Origin of the sequence: Pseudomonas sp. ACN8 (assembly GCF_002303925.1) — a bacterium.
Lineage (GTDB): Bacteria > Pseudomonadota > Gammaproteobacteria > Pseudomonadales > Pseudomonadaceae > Aquipseudomonas.
The window spans coordinates 32406-52375 of sequence record NZ_MRCS01000011.1; the positions used below are offsets into that span (position 1 = coordinate 32406).

Below are 19970 nucleotides of genomic sequence, written 5' to 3' on the forward strand. Positions count from 1 at the left end.
ATGGTCAATCCGCCCGGCTTACGCCGTCGTTTTGTGGCGGTGGCTGCCATGCTCGGCTGGGCGGGATTGAGCATCCAGATGTACCTGATTTTCCATTCACGCTGGACGCTGGGCGCCAGCCTGATCGGCGGGCTGGTGAGTTTTTTCAGCTATTTCACCGTGCTGAGCAACACCCTGGTGGCGACCGTGCTGACCTGCGAATGGACATCCCGCGAGTCAGCCGCGCGTCGCTGGTTCCTGCAGCCCTGGGTCAGCAGTGGGATTGCCGTGAGCATCGCCGTGGTGAGCCTGGCGTACAACCTGCTGCTGCGCCACTTGTGGCACCCCGAGGGTTGGCAATGGCTGGCCGATGAGCTGTTGCACGACATCATGCCGCTGCTGTTCCTGGGGTATTGGTGGCGGTGTGTGCCCAAGGGCACATTACGCGGGTGGCATATCGCGCCGTGGGTGATTTATCCACTGCTGTATTTCGCCTATTCACTGTTGCGCGGGCATCTGCTGGCGGTTTACCCGTATCCGTTCATCGATGTCGACAAGCTGGGTTATCCACAGGTGTTCATCAATGCCGGCGGGTTGTTGGCGGGGTTTGTGGTGATTGCGTTGCTGGTGATCGGGCTGGATCGGTGGCTTGGGTCTCGTACCAAGAGTCAGCGTTTGTAGTGTCTGAGGCGCCGCCATCGCGAGCAAGCTCCCACGTTGGATTGCGTACATCCGCCCTTTGTGGGAGCAAGCCTGCTCGCGAAGAGGCCCGTGAGCAGGTCACTCCTCGTCGCTGTCAGCCAATTTCCAGTACCCCACCGCCTTGACGAACTGCTCGTCCAGCCCGTGTTCATCGAGCAACACCCGACGAATCTGCCGCGACACTTTGCTCTCGGTCGCCACCCAGGCGTACAGGCTACCGGCCGGCACCTGGATCTGGCGCGCGGTGGTCAGCAGGTTGTCCTTGCCTCCTTCGCGCAGCACCCAGATCACATTGACCTCGGCTGCACTGTGCAGCACTTGCTGCTCCTTGCCGTTTTCCACTTCGACGATCACCAGCGCACGGCGATTGGCCGCCAGGCCTTCCAGACGGCGGGCGATGGCGGGCAGGGCGGTTTCGTCGCCGATCAGCAAATAGCTGTCGAAGATGTCCGGCACGATCATCGAACCCCGTGGCCCGCCGATGTGCAGGAACTGCCCGGGTTGGGCCTGCGCCGCCCAGGTCGAGGCCGGGCCGTCGCCGTGCAGCACGAAGTCGATGTCCAGTTCCAGGGTATCGAGGTCGTAGCGGCGCGGGGTGTAGTCGCGCATCTCGGGCAGCGGACCGTTGTCCTTACCGGCGCCCAGCACCAGGGTTTCCAGGGCCGCCGCCTGCTCGGCGTTCTGCGGGAACAACAGTTTGACGTGATCGTCCGTGCCCAGGCTGACAAAACCTGCCAGCTCAGGGCCGCCGAGGGTAATCCTGCGCATGCGTGGAGTCAGGTCGACCACGCGCAACACCTCCAGGCGACGGCGTTTGATCTCATGCATGACGCGGTGAATGGTGGTGATCACTTCAGTCATTCGGCTTTCTCCTGAACGGGTTGAACGGCGGGGCCGTCGACGATGGCCTTGGCGGTGTCGTTGAGCAGGTCACGTACCCGCAGGATCTCGTCAGGGCTCCAGCGCCCATGGTGCATTTGCAGGGCGTGGCGCAGGTTATGCACAGCCTCATGGATTTCCGCCGGGCGATCATGGCCGCGCAGCGAACGCTTGCTGACGTCAATGCGCATCCGCACGCCATCCAGGGCAACGGCTTGCTCTTGCAGGAACAGACGTCCGGCGTCGGTGATGGTGTAGCGTTTTTTTCCGCCTTCGGCGTCGCCCAGGATCAGTTCGCTTTCTTCCAGGAACGTCAGGGTCGGGTAGATCACGCCGGGGCTGGGGCAGTAGGCACCCTCGAACATGCCTTCGATCTGGCGGATCAGGTCGTAGCCATGGCACGGCTGCTCGGCGATCAATGCCGGCAGCAACAACTTCAGATCGCCGGGGGCAAACACCCGGGGCCCGCGGCCGCCGCGTTCGCGGGCGGGGCGTTTCTCGAAGCCGTCACGACCGTTGCCGTGGTCGCGGTGGGGGGAATGATGGTCTCTCATTTTTTGCTTTCTCTCGTCGCGTTTAGATACAACTTAAGATATATCTTTGCGAGAAGGCAAGACCTCCCGACCAGCGGCCACTCCCGGCAGCGGACTGGAAATCATCTTCAAATCACAAAAAACAAGGGTCAGCAGAGCAGGTGCAAATGCCAAAATTAGTGTTAACTCTCTAATCTGTTGTTTTGGGCCATTGTTTACGGGGAGTGTGGTATTAGTCTTACAGAAGCTACTTTGTTAATATCGCCCAGGTCGTGGTGGTTAAAAGGCTGTTTGTAGTCTGTCTCTTACAGTCAAACATTGAGTTTATAGTCATTTCCGGTTTTTTCTTTCTAGAGTCATAGCACTTTGGCTACGCACTTGCAGGAACTTGCCTGCTTACTTTCAAGATAAATTTCACGATCATCTTTCGGCGTTGAAAGTTCAGCTGGGTAAATGACTGCTCGTGACGGTTTTTTACTCGAGATGAATTTTCAGCACTCATCCTTTTTAAAAACAGGTACTGAAAGATGTTCAAGAAAATTGCGTTCGCTGCTCCCTTGGCTGTTCTGGCTCTGAGTTCTTCCATGGCATTTGCCGCTTCCGAAGCCAAGCACTCCATCAGCCTGATCGCCCATGTTCCTTCCGATGACTTCTACGCAGTGCCGGTTGATTCCGACCTGGTCAACAAGGATCAGGACATGAGTTACAACCCAGGCATCGACGCCATGAAAACCGTCGACGGGCATTTTGACGTCCTGCATACCGCCGGCAAGGTCAACGCGCGGCTCGAAGGCGTGCCAAAGCTGATTGCCGGTAGCAAAACCATTGATTTGAAAGTCGAACTCAATGGCAAGACGCTGACCACCACTTCGCAAGAAGTCGTTGGAGATACTGAGTCCAATACGCGTTATCGCGCACCGTTCAAAATCAGTGCAGTTAATGGCGGCAAACCTGATGCCGGCGACTACACCGGTGTTGTCATGTTGGTCGTTGAACCTTCTGTTTAATTAAGGTATTCGACGCTAAAACGCTTACTTGTTCCAAGTAACGTACCCGGTCGGCAAACGTTCCGGTTTGTCGGCCGTGTTTTGACTTCTTTGCAATCAGAGTATTCGTTCATGTTCCCGATGACGCCCATCGCGGCGGCGCTTGCGCTGCTGTTATGTAGCAGTGCATTTGCGGCGCCCACTTCCATTGATAACACGCCGCGGAGTTTGCTGGCACAGGCCAAGGGCCTGCCGGCTGAGTTCGAGGAGCATTTCTTCGATGTTCCGTTGGCGGTTCGGGTCGAGCTCGATCAACAACCCCTCGGCGAGTCGATGATCGTGTTGTCCCGCGATGACCGGGTGACGTTGCTCGACTTCACCGACACCAGCGAAAGCCGTTTCAGTGCCAGCGAGCGCGAGACCTGGGCCGATATCCTGAAACCCGGCGTGACGCTGGGCGCCTGTAGCGGGCAATGTCCGGAACAGATGCTGGCGGTGCACTACAACCTTGAAAATTCATTGCTGTCGATCGTCACCGAAAATGCCGAGCGCGACAGCGAAGCCAAGCGTTATTACGAGCAACCGGAAGGCGGCAGCAGTGGCCTGATGGTGCGTAACCAACTCAATCTCAACGGCGGCCAGGATCAAGATCTGGGCGGTCGTTACGGTCTGGAGGCCAGCGGCAGCCTGGGCAACTGGACCCAGACCTTCAACATGCAACTGTCTCGTCTTGGCGGTCCGGACGACAAGACTTATCACGCGGTGCATGAGCTCTATAGCCAGCGTGAACTGGAAGGCCGTTTTTTCCGTCTGGGCTACTTCACCCCCAACTCCGAAGGCCTGACGCGCGAGCCCCGTTCGTTCGGCACAAGCCCCGATACGGCAGTGGGTGTGATGTTCGGCAGCTCCGACAGCCTGGCGATCGACAACCCCAAACCCAGCGTGTACCCGGTTTATGTCACGGCCAACCGGCAAGGCTCCGTGGAAATCTATCGCGATGGCCTGCTGATCAACACCCAGTCAGTCCCGGCCGGTTTGCAAACCCTCGACACCCGTCCGTTGCCGGGCGGTATCTATGAAGTGGAAGTGCGACTGATTGAGGATGGTCAAATCACCTCGACCACACAGGAGCTGATTTACAAGCCGAGTAACTGGCGCAACTTTGATGAGCGCTGGCGCTACAACCTGTTCGCCGGGCAGGAAAGCAAATTGCTCAGCAACTGGGATCAACAGGCCAGTGGTGATGCCACCGTCGGCGCAGCGATCAACTACTTGCTGCATCCACGGGTGATTCTCGGCCTGTCGGCCCGTCAGGTGCAGGAAACGCTGCAATATGGCAGCTCCATTGACTGGACCCTGGGCAACAGCGTCAGTCTCTACGCCAACCTGTACCAGACTGAAGACCACGGCACCGGCACCGACTTGCAAGGCCTGTACAACTATGGCGCCGGCAGTCTGGTGATCAGCCACAACCGCAGTTGGCTCGACACCACCAACACCTACGAGACCTTGCCCGACGGCACCCGTGTGCGTCAGCGCAACGTATTCACCGGGCAGACCAGCAATTCATCGCTGGCGCTCAATCACCGGATCAGCCGTAAAAGTTCGTTCAACGCGCGGGTGTCTCACAGCGAGGGCAACGTCGAAGGCGTGGGCGCCGATCTGGGCTGGACACAACGCACCGTGTTGTTCGGCAGCGACGCCAACTGGCGGTTGTCGCTGTTTGATCGTCCGGGCAGTTTCAGCAGCGGTGATGCGCGCAATCGTGGCGTCGACCTGAGTATCAACATGGCGTTGGGCGGTCCGGGGCAGCAGATTTCCGGCAGCATCGGCAGCCGCACGGCCCGCGATGGCAGCCGTGACAATAATGGCTCGCTCGGTTACCGCAAGGACCTGCAAGACCACGTGCTGCAAAGCGTCTCGGTGACGGCGCTCAGCGATACCTATGGTGTCGGTCTTTCGAGCCTGGCGAACTTTCGTACCGACGCGATCAACGGCGATGGCTTTATCCAACGCTCGTCGTTCAACGACAACTTCACCGGCGGCCTGAACCTGGACAGCACGCTAGTGGTTGGTGCCCGGCGCATGGCCTTGACCAGCCGGCATCAGGGACGCGGGGCGGGGATGATCGTCGACGTCGAGTCCGACATCGACGGCATCGCCTTGCGCGCCGACGACCTCAGTGGCGGCAGCGCGGCCTTGCGCCCGGGGCGCAATTTCATTCCGCTCACAGCCTACAAAAACAGCTCGGTGAGCTTCGACTTCGAAGGCAATCACGTGCCGGCGGCAAGCATCGAACCGGCGCGTACCCGCTATCACCTGAACAAGGGCGGCGTGGAGTACCGCAAGGTGCGGGTGATGAAAACCCTGACCGTGCTCGGTCGGCTGGTCGACCCGCAAGGGCGGCCGCTCAAGGGGCACCACGTGATCAATCACGCCAGCCGCGGGGTCAGCGAAGTCGATGGCTTCTTCTCGATGGAAATGAATGCCGGCTCGCCCACCCTGGAAGTGCGTTATGCCGACCAGTTGCTGTGCCAGTTCCGACTCGACGTCGATCAGCACCGCAGTGAAAACAACGTGCTGATGATCGGTGATCTGCGTTGTTCGCCGGACACCTTGGCGGATGCCTCTTCCAACCGGCGTACGGCAGGTTGAGCGGCCCCGATTCCGATGTTCAAGAGAGTGTGATCATGAAACCAACCTCTACATGTTCCCGCTTGCTGCGACGCGGTCGCTGGCTGGGGATGCTGGTGGTCGTAGCGGCGCCTTCGGTACAGGCGGTGAATCAGGAGATCCGGGCGCTGTTCACCCCGGACTCTGCCAACCCACAACGAAACATGTTCGTCAATAAAACGCCGGTCAGTGGCTATTGTGCCGACTATCCAAGTGAATGCCGGGACAACGAGACCTTCAGCATTCGCCTGCCCATGCGTTTCGAGTCGACGAGCCCCATGCAACCCAATGCGTCGCCGCGCAACAGTGCGATGTTCAGCATTCCGGCCCTGTGGCGTCCGTTAACGGTGACGAACAGGGAAACGGGCGAAGTGGAAACCGTCGAGGTGCGTATTGCCGGTTTCGGTTCCCGATACATCCTCAGTGATACCGCGGTCAATCTGACAGGTGCCGCCACGGCCATTGAAGGGCATCGCGCCTTATGGGGCGGTCCAGGGGGAGGCTGGGTAAACGCGGCACCTCCGTGTACCTACAGTGGTGTCGGACTGTATTCGGACAACTACTACCGGTTTTTCTGGAAGACTCCGGTACAAGGGACTTGCGTCAAGACTGCGAGTTTTCCGATACCGGCCATGACTTATGACTACCTGGACTTCTCCTATGAACTTAAAACCCCCAATCCGCTGACGATGTCATCCGGTCTCTATACGGGGGACGTGAGTTATCGCATCGGCCCCGGAGGTGACTTCGACATGGGCGACGTGATGCTGCCAAACGACTCCGACTTGACGCTGGATTTCGTCCTGGAAGTTCAGCACACGCTCAAGGTCGATATCCCGCCCGGTGGCGAAAAAGTCCAACTGGTTCCGGCCGGCGGCTGGCAAAGCTGGTTGCACGCGGGGCGCAAGCCTGTGCGTTTGTTTCGGGATCAGACGTTCAATATCTCCGCATCGTCGCGCTTCAAGATGAGTCTGGAATGCGAATACAGCCTGCTGTTCAACTGCATGATTCGCGATTCTGTTTCCCAGCGAACCGCCGTGGTTCAGGTCAGTGTCAGTCTGCCGAACGGTTTGACCGATCTGGCCGGGCAACCGGTTCATCGTCGCCCATTACGTATGGGCCTGGGGCAGGAGAGTTTGAAGTTTCAGCCTGGTTTCTATGTTGATCGGGCGCCCGGTGTTTTGCACTTCGAAATGTCTCCTTATTACGTTAACTCCATTGTGCAATCCGGTGAGGCGGCCAGCTATATCGGAAACATTACCGTGATCTGGGATTCGGAAGTCTGATGGCTCGCGTATCGATTTCGCGTGTCCGATTTGTGTTCTATGTGATGAGGTTCAAAAGTATGAAACGTTTGTGGGCACTGCTGGGCTTGAGTGGTTTTTCCTTCGCGGTTTGCGCCGGGCCGCAAATCAACGTCGGAACGGTCTACGACTATCTGGACAGCGACAAGAGCACCTACCTCAAACGTGTGTTCAACAGCGGCGACAGCACGGCATTCGTCAAGGTCAACATCCTGGAAATCGTCTACGACGCCGATGGCAGTCATCGCGAAATTCCGGTCAAGACCCAGGCGGACGGCAGCGGCCGGGATGGCTTGATGGCCAGCCCTGCGCGGCTGATCGTGCCGGCCAAGGGCATGCAGGGTACGCGTCTGTTGGTCATGGGCGACCGTGACACCGAACGTTACTTCCGTGTGCGCTTCGTACCGGTGGTGCCGGAAAAGGAAGATGAGTTCGCTGTGTCGGCTGAAGACCGGGAAGCCTACAAGGAGAACCTGTCGGCGGGTGTCAACGTGATGACCGGGTTTGGCACGGTGTTTTTCGTGCGACCGAAAAACAGTCGGTTCGACACTGTGATCGATGACAGCGCCGGTGTTTATCGACTGCGCAACAACGGCAACACCGTGGTGCTGATCGATGAGTTCCGCAACTGTTCGCTGAAAAACGAAACCGAGTGCGAGCCGGTCACCAAGCATCACATTCTGGCCGGCAAAACCTTCGAATTCGAGAAGAAGCCCGGTCGTGAGTACCGCTTCAATCTGGTCGAGGGCGCGTCGAAAAAAGCGCTACGCATCGCCAGCCAGTAACACAGCAGGGGCGAGTCGCCCTGGCGGGCTCGCGGCATTTTTTGACGTAACAGGTAGCTGACATGATCAAGCAATCGGCCATTGCCGTGTGCGCAGGTGTTATGGCGCTGGTGACTTCCCTCACGTTCGCGGCACGGGAAGAGCGCACGTTCGAGGTGCGGGTGGATATCCCGACCTTGGGGTTTTACGTGATACCTGCCGAGACGAACTGGATACATCGCGAACAGATATTGCCATGGAACATTCACACAAAAACGCTGGAGGGGCTACGCAAGAATTTCGACGTCAAGCACGACACCAGTGCCATCGAGGCACGGCTGGAGGCCGAGCCTTACTTGTCCAACGGGCGCGACGACCAGAACATCTATTTGCGCGTCAGCTTCAACGGCAAGGAATTGAGCCATGACCCACGACCGCAAGAAGTGGTGCCTGTGGCGCAGGCCGTGGCGGGTGGACGCTTCCCGCTGGAGATCCAGCCGAAAGTGCCCGCTGGCGGTTACAAGCCGGGCCATTACTACGGCAATGTCCAGTTGATATTCACCGCTGCCGCGCCTTGACGTGAGGCAGACTGACGGAGTTCATATGAACGTCTCGCGTTCTTTCGTTTCACGCCCTTTTTGTTGGTTGGCGGGCGCTTTGCTTGCTTGTGCAGCAGCAAGCCCGGTCGAGGCTCAGGTGGCTACGATCACCGCGTTATTCAAGCCGGACTCGGCGCGTCCGCACCTCAACAAGTTCACCAATACCACGCCGCCCAGCGGCTATTGCGCGAATTACCCGCAGCAATGTGAGGCGAATCAGTTTTTCAGCCTGCAGGTGCCGATTCAATTCAATTCCCGTGCGCCGATCCCGGCCAACCATTCTTCCCCCAGGCAAGGGGCAATGTTGAAAGTCCCGGCGCAATGGCGCGAACTGACGGTGCATCACGAAACCACCGGTGACCCTCAGAAGGTCAGGGTGCGTATCGCCGGCATTGGCTCGAAGGCCGTGACGGATGATGTGAAGGAACTGGTGGGGGGCGCCGATGACTACCAGATTGCGCACAATCGATTGTGGGGGGCGAGTTGGGTATACGCACCTTCACCTTGCCAGACCAGCGGGAATGGCTATTACGGTACGTACTTCTACTTGTTTTTCTGGAAAACGCCCATTGTGGGTGCATGTGCAAAACAGGCCAAATTCGACGTCCCCTGGCTGCGTTTCGATTACCTGGATTTCGGCTACGAACTGGAGACCCCCAATCCCCTGGGCATGGCTTCAGGGCAATATACCGGTTCGCTCACCTATAGCGTCGGACCCAATGGCGATTTCGATTTCGGCGATGTCCTGTTGCCGACCGATTCGGCATTGACCCTGGACTTCAACCTCGATGTGCAACACACCCTCAAGGTCGACATTCCCCCCGGTGGCGAAAAACTCCAGCTGGTCCCGGCGGGCGGCTGGCAAAGCTGGTTGCACGCGGGACGCAAACCAGTGCGATTGTTCCGTGACCAGACTTTCCATATTTCAGCGTCGTCGCGTTTCAAAATGTATTTCGAGTGTGAGCGATGGAGTACTTATGATTGCGTGATCAAGGATGCAATCGGCAGGCGACCGGTCGAACTGCGGGTCGGCGTGAGCCTGCCCAATGGTTTGACGGATTTGTCCGGTCAACCGGTCAAGCATCAGCGACTCAAGTGGGGACCCGAAGGCGCGCAAATATTCCAACCCGGTTTCTATGTGGACAGGGCACCCGGCGTTCTGCACTTCGAGGTGCCGGAGTATGAGGTGGAGTGGATGCTGCAACAGCCCAACATCGCGAGCCCGTACACCGGTCGTGTCACGGTGATCTGGGATTCGGAAGTCTGACGGGCTGAATATCAATGGCAAGCAGGCGGCCTGACGCTGTTGCCAGTCGTCAGGCTGCCCGCGGGTCATGTCGGGATGGTCATTGTCCGGCTTTACGCAGGGCCGCTCGGGTCAAGCGCCTGGCCAACTCTTTCTCGCTGTCACCGAGGTCGGTGAGCATCCTGTCGAATTGCGCTTCGCTGATGGGTTCATCGGCAAAGACCACGGTATCGGGCGCCGGCAGATCATTCATGAGTGTCCGGAGCCGGTTGCGCAGTTCGGCGCGCTGGATGTCCGAGGTCGACTCCACCCATTCAAGCTGGGTGGCGCGCAGCGTTTCGAGCGCTTCGTACTTCTTCAGGTACAGTTGTTTGTTGGATTCGATCTGTATCGGCCAAGTGTCCCGCAGATAGCTCTCCCAGAACTCCTGTTCGAGCATGGCGTTGACCAGACCGTCGCCTTCGCTGAGGGCCAGAACGGTGTCGTAGGCCTGATCGATCATCTCGTCAGTGACGCCGGACACCGGCCGATACAGCATGCCTTTGGATTGCCATGGCAGGTTCAACCGCGAGGCGAGGCCGGTCTGGTAGGCCAGATAGACTTCGACTTCGTCCGGGTTGCCGCCACGACTGGCGACATCGGCCCGGGCCACCTCGTTGACCAGTTCCAGGCGCGCGGCGCCTTTGGCCAGGGTCACCAGTTTTTGCTCAAGCTGCGCCGGGTCGGTGGAATACGAATAGGCCTCGGAGACGAGCACGCGAATGCCCATGTTGTTGAATAACTGCGCACCGGCATCGGCGCAATCGACAGGGGCGATGGCCATGGTGTAGAGCTGCTCGCGCAGCTGAGTGTCGATGTACACGGCATCGATCATGCGCGCGATGCGCTGCTCCAATTGCCGGCGAGTTGGGCCAGCAGCGGCAAAATCCGCCGATCTTCCCTGTTTGAGCACCACTTCGATGAACTCAAGGGACCGAGGTTCCTCGGTCAGTTCTCTTAAAGTGCCGATCCTTTCTATCCCCAACCCGGGCACGTCGGCCCAATCATCCGCAGTGCCGTCGAATACTGTCGGGTGAGAAATCACCAGAGGTTCGGGCGGCAATCCCACTGAGCGACGAGTCTCCTGGTATTGCAGTTGGTTCATCTCCGACAGATCACCGACGTTGAGTCGGGTGCGCGCAATGACCCAGGCTTCCGGCCTGCCGGGCACCACCTCGGGAATGACGCTGAGGGGATTGTCCCGCAGGTCCAGGAGAAACCCCCTTGGTCGGGTTTTGGCCAGGGTGCCGGCGGGCCAGGTGGTCAGGCCGGTTTTTTTCAAGGCCACAAGTTTGAGCCTGGGCATGCGACCAATGTCCGGCACTCTCCCCAGGGGGTTGCCGTCGAGCTTGAGTATTTCCAGGTAGGTCAGTTGCTTGAGCCGTAGGACTGCGTCGGTATCGAGCACAATGGCATTGTCGCTCAACTGCAGGCGTTCCAGCCGGTGCATGGCCCCGATCCTGTCGGGCAGCGTCTTGAGCTTGCAACGTCTGGCGCTGAGTTGGCGCAGATTGGGGAAGTCTTGCAGCAAGCCATCCGGCGTTGCCATAAAACGCGTGTTGTCGAGCTTCAGCACCGTGACTTTATCCAGGTATTTTTTCAGCTCCGGCCGTTCCGGCCATGCGTCTTCCAGGTCCACGGGAAAAAACTCCCGCGATAGATCCAGTGCATATCCATCCGGATTGGCACGGTTGCCGAGTTCACTGTTTTTTCGCTCGAAACACTCAAGCAGGCGCTCGGCAATGTGCAGGCGCGTGCCGCGTAGCGGTATCGGATTATCGGCATCCAGCCCGGCGAATTGGTGCTCCCAGAGTTCGACGGTTTTGCGTAGTTCGTCGAGATCCTTTTCCTGTTCCTCCAAAAGCTTCATCGGTTCGCCCTTTTCGATCAGGGCCTGGGCAAAGATGTCGACTTCATTGTCGCTGAAGTGTGGATGCAGGTCGTGAATCCGTTCGTGCAGCGTTTGACCGGACTTGCTGGTACCGGCACCGCGTACCAACAGCATGGTCTCGTGCTCGGCCACAGTACGAATCGGTGGCGTGGCCAGAACCGTCCGGCGCTCGCTCGGTGTTTCGATCTTTGCGATGATCCACTGCTTGAAGAACTCGGTATCGCCCGGTCGATATCCCACCGCTCTCATCCCATCCCTGCCCATGGCCTGGAGCAGGGCTGGAAGAAAATCATCGGCCGCATGGATCTGCTGATCTTCGGCGTCACGCACTTCATACTTTCCGGATTCGTCGCGGATCATCAATCGCACCCGGGTTGCATCTTCCGGCCCGGCGCTGCATCGCAGTTCGCCGTCGATGGCGCCCTGGCGGATCTCGATACGCAGGTTGCCGAAGGTATCGGTTTGCATCCGCAAGGTACCCAGCACCAGGCGTTCGGTATTGCCGCTGACCAACGCGTCGTCGTACAGGCCGTGGGCGGCGCGGACCGCCTGGGTCTCGAACTGAAGCTCCCGGGCCTGGCTTCTCAGACGCAAGGGCAGGCGCTTGTGCCGGGTCATCTGCTGGCGTTCCGACGGGGTGGCGCCAGCGAAGATTTTTTCCGCGACGGTTTCAGGCAGTTCGGGAAAATCGCTGAAAAGTGCGGCCATTTCGGAGGACAACGCAGGAGGCGGATTCACCGGTGCCCCCAGACGTTGCAGGGTATCGGTCAGCAAGGGCGGTGGAGGGGCGTGCTCGATGTGCATCCTGCGCAGCGCGGCCTCTTCAGTACCGCTGATCTGACGGATCTGCTCCAGTTGCGTGTCGCTGAAGGCATCGGTCGTATGGCCTAGGCGGCGCATCAGTGTCGTGCCTTCCCAGCTCCGCGGATTCTCCGTTTCGCAGACCCAGGCACCCTGGCCGTTGTGTCGCAGAGTCGGTGCATAGGCGTCGAACCGCTGCGGATGGCGGATGCGCTGTTGCCCGCTGACCGGGTCGTCCAGCACCTCGAAGTGTTGATTGTTCAGGCGCAAAATTCGCCGGCCGTGATGCAGGTGAATACCCTGTCCATCAGGCTGTGCATCCGCCGGCAAAACCACGTCGGCTCGTTGATAAGGGCTGAGATCAGGGTTCCACAGGCGTGTCTCACCGTTTGCCAACTGCACCGGTTTCAGGCTTTCGAAAAACGGCGAGAGTTTCGCTCGCGCCACATTACCGATTGCGCCACCCGCCGCAAATGCGCCCAACTGGACGATGCTTTCCAGCACACCGATGGTTTGCTCACCGGCCTCTGCCAGGCGACCTTCGGCCAGGTCGACAATGCCCTCGACCACCTCATTGGTCAGTTGATACGCGGTGTACGCCAGCATCAACTCGCCCATGCCGGGCACCAGCGGCGTGACCACCAGCAGTGCGGCGTTGAGTATGTCCGAGAGCATTTTTTCCAGGTTATCCCACCAGGCCCAGCGGGCCATGCGGTCGGCGTACTCGGTGGAAATCGCGATGTCCCGTGCGTCGTTGAACACCTTGTTGATTTTTTGCCGGTGGAAGTAACCCCACAGATCGCCTTTGAAAACGGTTTCCCGATCGATCCTGACGCTCGACAGGCCATATTGCAGGTTGGGGTTATCCACAGGGGTTTCACGCCAGCTCGGCAGGTTGGAGCCGGGCGCAACCGGTTGCCATTTGACCTTGCTCAGCCGGTCGTTCAGCCCGGCAAAGAAATGTCCGCGCTGCTGATGAGGCACGAACTGGCTGAAGAATTGTTGATAGCTCCCGGGGGCGCTGGCATCGCGCAACTGGCGCGTCAGTTCAGCCATGAATTCGAGCGACGACGGGTATTGTTTGAGTGGGTGTTGCGGGTCATGGGGAACATACGCGATGACGGGAAGCGGGTTGGCCGCAGTGTTTGCTTCAGGGGTGATCAGAACGATGCCGGTCAGGCGAATGTCCATCATCGTCAGGTTGTAGCAGTCGACGGAGCGACCGCTCCAGCGCAGGTTCTTGCGGTCATCGAGCAGACCCTGCACCACGTCGAAGGCGTCCTGCTCGATGTCGTTTTTCATCAGTGCCATGTGCGCCGCGATGTTGAGCGCAGTCTTGTGGCTGAGGGTGACTCTGTGGCGCAGGACGTTGCTGGCCACGCGGTTGTGCGGCAGCAGGAATTCGTTCAGGTGCTTTTGATATTGCGCACCAATGTCCAGTTCACGGCACAACGATTTGAACTGCTCGATGCTCAGCTTGTGCTTGAGCTGGACCACGTCGAAATGCCCACGGGCGTTGGGGCGGGTGATGAACTCGGAGTTCTGGGTGAACGCCTCGTCACGGGAAAAATTATGCAGGGCGGCATCCAGCAGCGAGACAGTGCGGCTGGTGGTCCCGGCAGAAAAGTCATGCACCCACCATGACGTTTTTGCCGGTGCATACAACCGCAGCCAAGTCTCTTCGACGTCCTCTTCAACGCCGAAACGCTCCTTCAGTGCCTGTTGCAACAAGGGTTTGGCGAAGGCGTAAACGTCCTGCAGTTCGCTCAGGGCCCGGTCGACATCGTTTTGCGCATACCAGCCAAGCTTGATGCCATGTTTCAAGCGTTCCTGTAGCGCTTGTGCCGCGTTCGCCTGCCAATCGGGAATGCTTACCCGGTCAGCCTTCAGCGCAGTGATACGAGACAGTGGAGCTTCTGAGAGCCAGGAAGGGATGGCCTTTCTGACCAGGTCGAAATGAATGCTTTGATCCGCCAGGTCGTTGGCGAGTGAGTCTGAAATTCTATACGGGTGGGGCATTGCCTGATCGTCCGTTGATCATGGATGGAACGAACAGACTAGATAGGCGGAAGCCCCAAAAAAAGCGCAAAAACAGGTTGGAAACAACGTCTATTGCTCCTCGATCCCCGCAAAATCCAGGAGTTAAAAATATATGGTTACCGCCACGCGGGCGTATCTGTCGATCCATGCCTAGCGGCGGACGGTTGCCTCGGTGGCCGCGGTTGGTTGGCACATCGTGTGGGTGCCCGGTTGCAGGTACGGCGTCAGAATCGGTGCCATGCCCTTGAGCACCTGCACCGGCAACGCCGAGGTGAAGGTAAAGCTTTCCGCCGAGCGACCCGGCACATACGCCGTCAGGGTGCCGAAGTGGGTATCGCCAATGTAGAACACGAACGTGGCCGTGCGGTTGAGCGATTTCGAACTCAGGATCCGCCCGCCGGAGCCAATGGCTTCGATACGGTTGTCACCGGTACCGGTCTTGCCGCCCATGGCCAGCGGAGTACCGTCGGGCAGCTTGAAGCTGCCGGCCACGCGTTTGGCCGTACCGGCATCCACCACTTGTGACAGGGCTTCGCGCATGGCCGTGGCGACCTCGGACGGCATCACCCGTTTGCCGACGTCCGGGTCGTTGATCAGTTGGGTTTCAAAGGGGGTGTGCGCGGCGAAATGCAGGCTGTCGATGCGCAGGGTCGGCATGCGCACGCCATCGTTGAGGATGGTGCCGATCAGTTCGGCCAGGGCGGCGGGACGGTCGCCGGAGCTGCCGATGGCGGTGGCCAGCGACGGTACCAGGTGGTCGAACGGATAGCCGACTTTCTGCCAGCGCTGATGGATGTCGAGGAACGCTTCGATCTCCAGCATGGTGCGGATGCGACTGTCGCGGGCGCCCTTGTGCCGGCTTTTGAACAGCCAGCTGTAGACCTCCTGGCGCTCGAATTGACTGGCTTTGACGATGTCGCTCCACTTGGCGTCGGGGTGATTGAGCAGGTAGCCCATCAGCCACAGGTCCAAGGGGTGGACCTTGGCGATGAAGCCCTGGTCCGGCAAGTCGTAGGAGCCTGGACCGTAGGCCTCGTAGAGCCGCACAAGACGTTCGTCGGTGAGTTTCTCCGTGAGCGTGGCGCCCTTGAGGTGCGAGCGCACGAAGGCGTTGAAGCTTTCCTGGCTGGCCTGCGGCAGCAGGTAGCGGTGCACGGCGGCCATGCGGATCGGGGTCGGGCGCATGCTGTCGAGGAAGGTGTCGAGGCGGTCCTGGGTATCCTTGTTCTTGTACTTCTTCCAGAACTTGAGCAGGAACGAAGTGCCTTCGCGGTCGGCGAATTCGGCCAGGTACTCCTGACGCCGCGGGTCGCGGTCGTCCTTGAGCAGTTCGGCACTGCTGTTGGGGCCGGAGTAGATGGTGTAGCGCACCAGGTCTCGCATCAGGCGAATGAACGGCAGGTTGATCGATTCGCGCAGGGCATCGCGCAGGGGCGGTATCCGGCCGTTGTCTTCCTTGCGGAAGTTGTTGAACACGTGCAGGCCGCCACCGGTGAAGAACGCCTCGCCGGGGCTGGCGGAGTATTTGCGGTCGAGGGCGGCGCCGAGCATTTTTTTCAGGTCGCGGTCCTTGTTCTCGATCAGGTAATCGACCGCCCAGCGGCTCAGGCGGTCCTGGTCCGGTACGTCGACTTTCTTCAGTTCCGCAACGGTCATGCCGACGTATTTGTCGTGCAGTTCGGCGATGATTTGCAGATAGGTGGTCAGCACGCGCATTTTCGCGGTAGAGCCCAGTTCCAGTTTGCTGCCTTCGTTGATGTCGAATGGCTGGTCGGTGCTGTCGGTCTGTACCCGAACCCGCGAGCCGTCCGGGGTCAGTTCGAACAAGGTGAAGCTGTAGCGTACCTGGGTGGTGCTGGTGGGGGTCAGGAGGCGTTCGCCGATCAGGCCGATTTGCGTGGCAAACTCAGGGTCGGCCAGTTTTTTCAGGTACTCGGTGGCTTCGCTTTGCAACTCGCCTTGCAGGGTGCTGGTGGCGGAGAGGTCGAGGCGGTCGAGGTCATACAGCGGGCGATTGAGCATGCCGGCCAGACGGCTTCGCGCCACACTGATGCCCTTGTTGGTTTCAATCGGTTGAATGGTCGGTTGGGTGGCCCAGTCGCGGTAGGTCACTTTGCTGGCCAGGGCGGCGGCGGCGAACTCGGCGTCGATCACATGGTTTTGCGCCAGCAGGCGAATATGGCTGTCGGTGAGGTCGGCCAGTTCATCATGACCCTTGGTCAGGTAGTGCGACGGACGGCGCTGGGCAATCATCAACGACAGCATCTCGCGCAGGGCCAGGCCTTTTTCCGCCATGGTCTTTGGATCCGTCGCGGTGCTGGTCAGCGCTTCGTTGGCCTGATTGAAATCGGAGCCGTACCACACGCGCAACCCTTCAGCCATGCCGTGCACTTCACCGTGGCCCGGTACGGCCGACAGCGGCACGCTGTTGAGGTAGTCGCGAACCACGTTCTGCCGGGCTTCGAGGGTTTGTGGCCCGGCCTGATAGGCGCGTACGGTGGCGGAAATCATCTGGCGAATCTTTTCCGCGCCATTGACCGTCAAGCCATCGGGAGAATGCCGGTACTTCTCAAGTTGCGTGGCCAGGGTACTGCCACCGGCGGATTGGCCGGGCACGTGCAACATCTTGGCCAGTTGGGACCACGCCGCCATGCCGAACCTTGGCCAGTCCACCGCCGGGTTGGCCAGTGGTTGCCTGGGGTCGAGCAGGAAGCGGTTCTCGATGAACAGCAGGCTGTTGACCACCACCGGCGGGATCGAGGCAAAGGTCGAGTAAAGCTGCTGTGGATAGTTGTACTGGTACAGCGGCGCTGCACGGCAATCGGTGATCGACAGCCCGGCCTGGATTTTCTCGGCATAAGGCACGAACAGGCCCTTGTCGCTGTACTTCAACAGCGCCGGGGAAAAGCGGGTTTGCGCCTCGACGACGAAATCGCGCTTGATCAGGCGCGGCAGGAATTCATCCAGAGAGCTGTAGCCCAGGCGCCGATCGAACGGGCCTTCCCCCGGATAGCGAATCGCATCGCTGGGGCCGGGTTTGAGCTCATAGCTCAAGGAGGCGGCGTATTTGCTGACTTCCCGGGCCTGGAACTTCGATGTACGCATCTCCCTTGCAGCCGCCAGCCCCACGACAACCGCGATGATCAACAGCAATAGCCAGAACGCTCCCCATCCGTGCCTGGAACGACGGGGTTTTTCAGGTATAGGCGCTTCATCCTCACATTCATTCGGAACCACGGTTTTACTCGAATCGGTTTGCCACAAAGCGCCCATAGTCGACTGATCCATTCACGCAGATTGATCGGACTTGAATGAAGCTTAGACGGTGGTTGGCGGGGGGGAAGAAAATGTGAAGGGCAAAACGTCGGGTAATGGCTAATTCTGTTCGGTTAAGGAAACTGTAGGAGCGAGCTTGCTCCGGGCGGCGTTCCGACGATGGACTTAAGAGCACCGCGTTTAGCCAGTAAATACGCATTATCGTTAACGACCATCGCGAGCAGGCTCGCTCCTGCAGAGGACCACATTCGCTTAAGTGAACAGCATTAGGGTAATGGCCTCTTTTTTGTGGCGAGCTTGCTCCCGCTGGACTGCGAAGCGGCCCCCATACCAGCAACTCTGATCTGTCTGGAAGATCTGGTTTTTTGGTTTTGCATCTGCTGCGCCAGTAGGCAGGAAGGCTGAAACACTTGAACTAGAGCTTTATAGGCTTTGGCTGGGGGCATGACGACGCACCAAGGCTGTGCAATACTCCGCGCCCTTTAAATGGCGAAAATTCCTACATAATCTAGGTGATGCCCCTCCGTAAGTCGGGTTTTTGCCGGGATTTATGGCTGAATTTTGTGATTTATAGAGTGAATATCTCTGTCGCCAGCTTTTTATACTGCACGACCCGCTGATCTTGCAGGTTTTGTCCTGCAGGACGGTTCTGCTTACAAAGCAGGCCCGGTTACACGAAGCCATCGGCCTATCGGTCGGTGGCTTCAATGCTCGGTGGTCATATCCAACAACAAGATGAGGTGCCCCTTATGCCCGTAGGCAATCACCAGCCCAACGGCGAGACCGCTCAGGGCGGTCCGCTTAAACGCGAACTTGGCGAACGGCATATTCGCCTGATGGCACTCGGTGCCTGTATCGGCGTCGGCCTGTTCCTGGGCTCGGCCAAGGCCATCGAAATGGCCGGTCCTGCCATCATGCTGTCTTACATCATTGGCGGTCTGGCGATCCTGGTGATCATGCGCGCCCTCGGCGAGATGGCCGTGCACAACCCGGTCGCCGGCTCGTTCAGCCGTTACGCCCAAGACTACCTTGGCCCGTTGGCGGGCTTCCTGACCGGCTGGAACTACTGGTTCCTGTGGCTGGTGACCTGCGTCGCGGAAATCACTGCCGTGGCGGTGTACATGGGTATCTGGTTCCCCGACGTGCCACGCTGGATCTGGGCGCTCGCTGCGCTGATCAGCATGGGCTCGATCAACCTGATCGCGGTCAAGGCCTTCGGTGAGTTCGAGTTCTGGTTTGCCCTGATCAAGATCGTCACCATCATTGCAATGGTGTTCGGTGGCATCGGCATCATCGCCTTCGGTTTCGGCAACGACGGCGTGGCCCTGGGGATTTCCAACCTGTGGACCCACGGCGGCTTCATGCCCAACGGTGTGCAAGGCGTGTTGATGTCGCTGCAAATGGTGATGTTCGCCTACCTGGGCGTGGAGATGATCGGCCTGACCGCCGGTGAGGCGAAGAACCCGCAAAAGACCATCCCCGACGCCATCGGCTCGGTGTTCTGGCGGATTCTGCTGTTCTACGTCGGTGCGTTGTTCGTGATCCTGTCGATCTACCCGTGGAACGAAATCGGTACTCAGGGCAGTCCGTTCGTGATGACTTTCGAGCGCCTGGGCATCAAGACCGCGGCGGGTATCATCAACTTCGTGGTGATCACCGCGGCGTTGTCGTCCTGCAACGGCGGCATCTTCAGTACCGGGCGCATGCTCTACAGCCTGGCGCAGAACGGCCAGGCCCCGGCGGGTTTCGCCAAAACGTCGAACAACGGCGTGCCGCGCCGTGCGTTGCTGCTGTCGATTGGCGCGTTGCTGCTGGGCGTACTGCTCAACTATCTGGTGCCGGAAAAGGTGTTTGTCTGGGTGACGGCGATTGCCACCTTCGGCGCGATCTGGACCTGGGCGATGATCCTGCTGGCCCAGTTGAAATTCCGCAAAGGCCTGAGCGCCAGCGAAGCGGCCGGCCTGAAATACCGCATGTGGCTGTACCCGGTCAGTTCGTACCTGGCGCTGGCGTTCCTGGTGCTGGTGGTCGGCCTGATGGCGTACTTCCCGGACACCCGCGTGGCGCTGTATGTGGGCCCTGCGTTCCTGGTGCTGCTGACGGTGCTGTTCTACGTGTTCAAGCTGCAACCGACCAATGTTTCGCAGGGGGCGGTGCGTTCGGCTTCGTAAGCTGTAATGCCTGAAAACCGTAGGAGCGAGCTTGCTCGCGATGGACTCAAGGTCAACACACTCGTCCAGACTGCAAGCGTTATCGTT

At 59.2% G+C, this 19970-nt stretch carries 12 protein-coding genes; 8 read left to right on the top strand and 4 right to left on the bottom strand.

Going from position 1 to position 19970, the window contains the following annotated elements:
- A complete protein-coding gene (locus BSF44_RS08285; RefSeq protein ID WP_095943081.1) occupies nt 1-660 on the top strand; it encodes a Pr6Pr family membrane protein in 660 nt (219 codons plus the stop codon).
- A gap of 99 nt (nt 661-759) precedes the next feature.
- Here the strand turns inward: BSF44_RS08285 and BSF44_RS08290 are convergent, their stop codons facing one another.
- Together BSF44_RS08290 and BSF44_RS08295 are read right to left on the bottom strand one after the other, a co-directional pair.
- Nucleotides 760-1542, bottom strand: coding sequence for a siderophore-interacting protein (locus BSF44_RS08290; protein WP_095943082.1), 783 nt, complete (start codon nt 1540-1542; stop codon nt 760-762).
- Nucleotides 1539-2114, bottom strand: coding sequence for a PadR family transcriptional regulator (locus BSF44_RS08295; RefSeq protein ID WP_095943083.1), 576 nt, complete (start codon nt 2112-2114; stop codon nt 1539-1541). Before BSF44_RS08295 ends, BSF44_RS08290 begins: the two co-directional genes overlap by 4 nt.
- Before the next feature lie 506 nt (nt 2115-2620).
- Here BSF44_RS08295 and BSF44_RS08300 point away from each other — a divergent pair.
- The 6 genes from BSF44_RS08300 (at nt 2621) to BSF44_RS08325 (ending at nt 9686) form a co-directional block, all read left to right on the top strand.
- Complete coding sequence (locus tag BSF44_RS08300; RefSeq protein ID WP_095943084.1) at nt 2621-3100, top strand: CS1 type fimbrial major subunit; 480 nt, start codon at nt 2621-2623, stop codon at nt 3098-3100.
- Between the two features lie 111 nt (nt 3101-3211).
- Nucleotides 3212-5734, top strand: coding sequence for a CS1-pili formation C-terminal domain-containing protein (locus tag BSF44_RS08305; protein ID WP_095943085.1), 2523 nt, complete (start codon nt 3212-3214; stop codon nt 5732-5734).
- A gap of 89 nt (nt 5735-5823) precedes the next feature.
- Entirely contained in the window at nt 5824-7038 is a 1215-nt protein-coding gene (locus BSF44_RS08310) for a hypothetical protein (RefSeq protein WP_256589035.1), read from the top strand.
- Nucleotides 7039-7097: 59 nt separating this feature from the next.
- Nucleotides 7098-7841 carry a pilus assembly protein gene (locus BSF44_RS08315; RefSeq protein WP_095943158.1) on the top strand — a complete coding sequence of 248 codons (744 nt, stop codon included), beginning with the start codon at nt 7098-7100 and terminating at the stop codon, nt 7839-7841.
- Between the two features lie 62 nt (nt 7842-7903).
- A complete protein-coding gene (locus BSF44_RS08320; RefSeq protein ID WP_095943087.1) occupies nt 7904-8398 on the top strand; it encodes a CS1 type fimbrial major subunit in 495 nt (164 codons plus the stop codon).
- A 25-nt stretch (nt 8399-8423) separates the two neighbouring features.
- Nucleotides 8424-9686: a hypothetical protein gene (locus BSF44_RS08325; RefSeq protein ID WP_095943088.1), complete on the top strand. Its 1263-nt coding sequence runs from the start codon at nt 8424-8426 to the stop codon at nt 9684-9686.
- Nucleotides 9687-9765: 79 nt separating this feature from the next.
- On the opposite strand, the gene BSF44_RS08330 is transcribed toward BSF44_RS08325, so the two are convergent.
- Together BSF44_RS08330 and BSF44_RS08335 are read right to left on the bottom strand one after the other, a co-directional pair.
- Nucleotides 9766-14415, bottom strand: a complete 4650-nt coding sequence (locus BSF44_RS08330; protein WP_095943089.1) for a dermonecrotic toxin domain-containing protein — start codon at nt 14413-14415, stop codon at nt 9766-9768.
- A gap of 171 nt (nt 14416-14586) precedes the next feature.
- Entirely contained in the window at nt 14587-17709 is a 3123-nt protein-coding gene (locus tag BSF44_RS08335) for a transglycosylase domain-containing protein (protein ID WP_095943090.1), read from the bottom strand.
- 752 nt (nt 17710-18461) lie between these two features.
- Between BSF44_RS08335 and BSF44_RS08340 the strand changes: the two genes are divergently transcribed.
- A complete protein-coding gene (locus tag BSF44_RS08340; protein ID WP_095943091.1) occupies nt 18462-19883 on the top strand; it encodes an amino acid permease in 1422 nt (473 codons plus the stop codon).
- Nucleotides 19884-19970 lie beyond the last annotated feature (87 nt).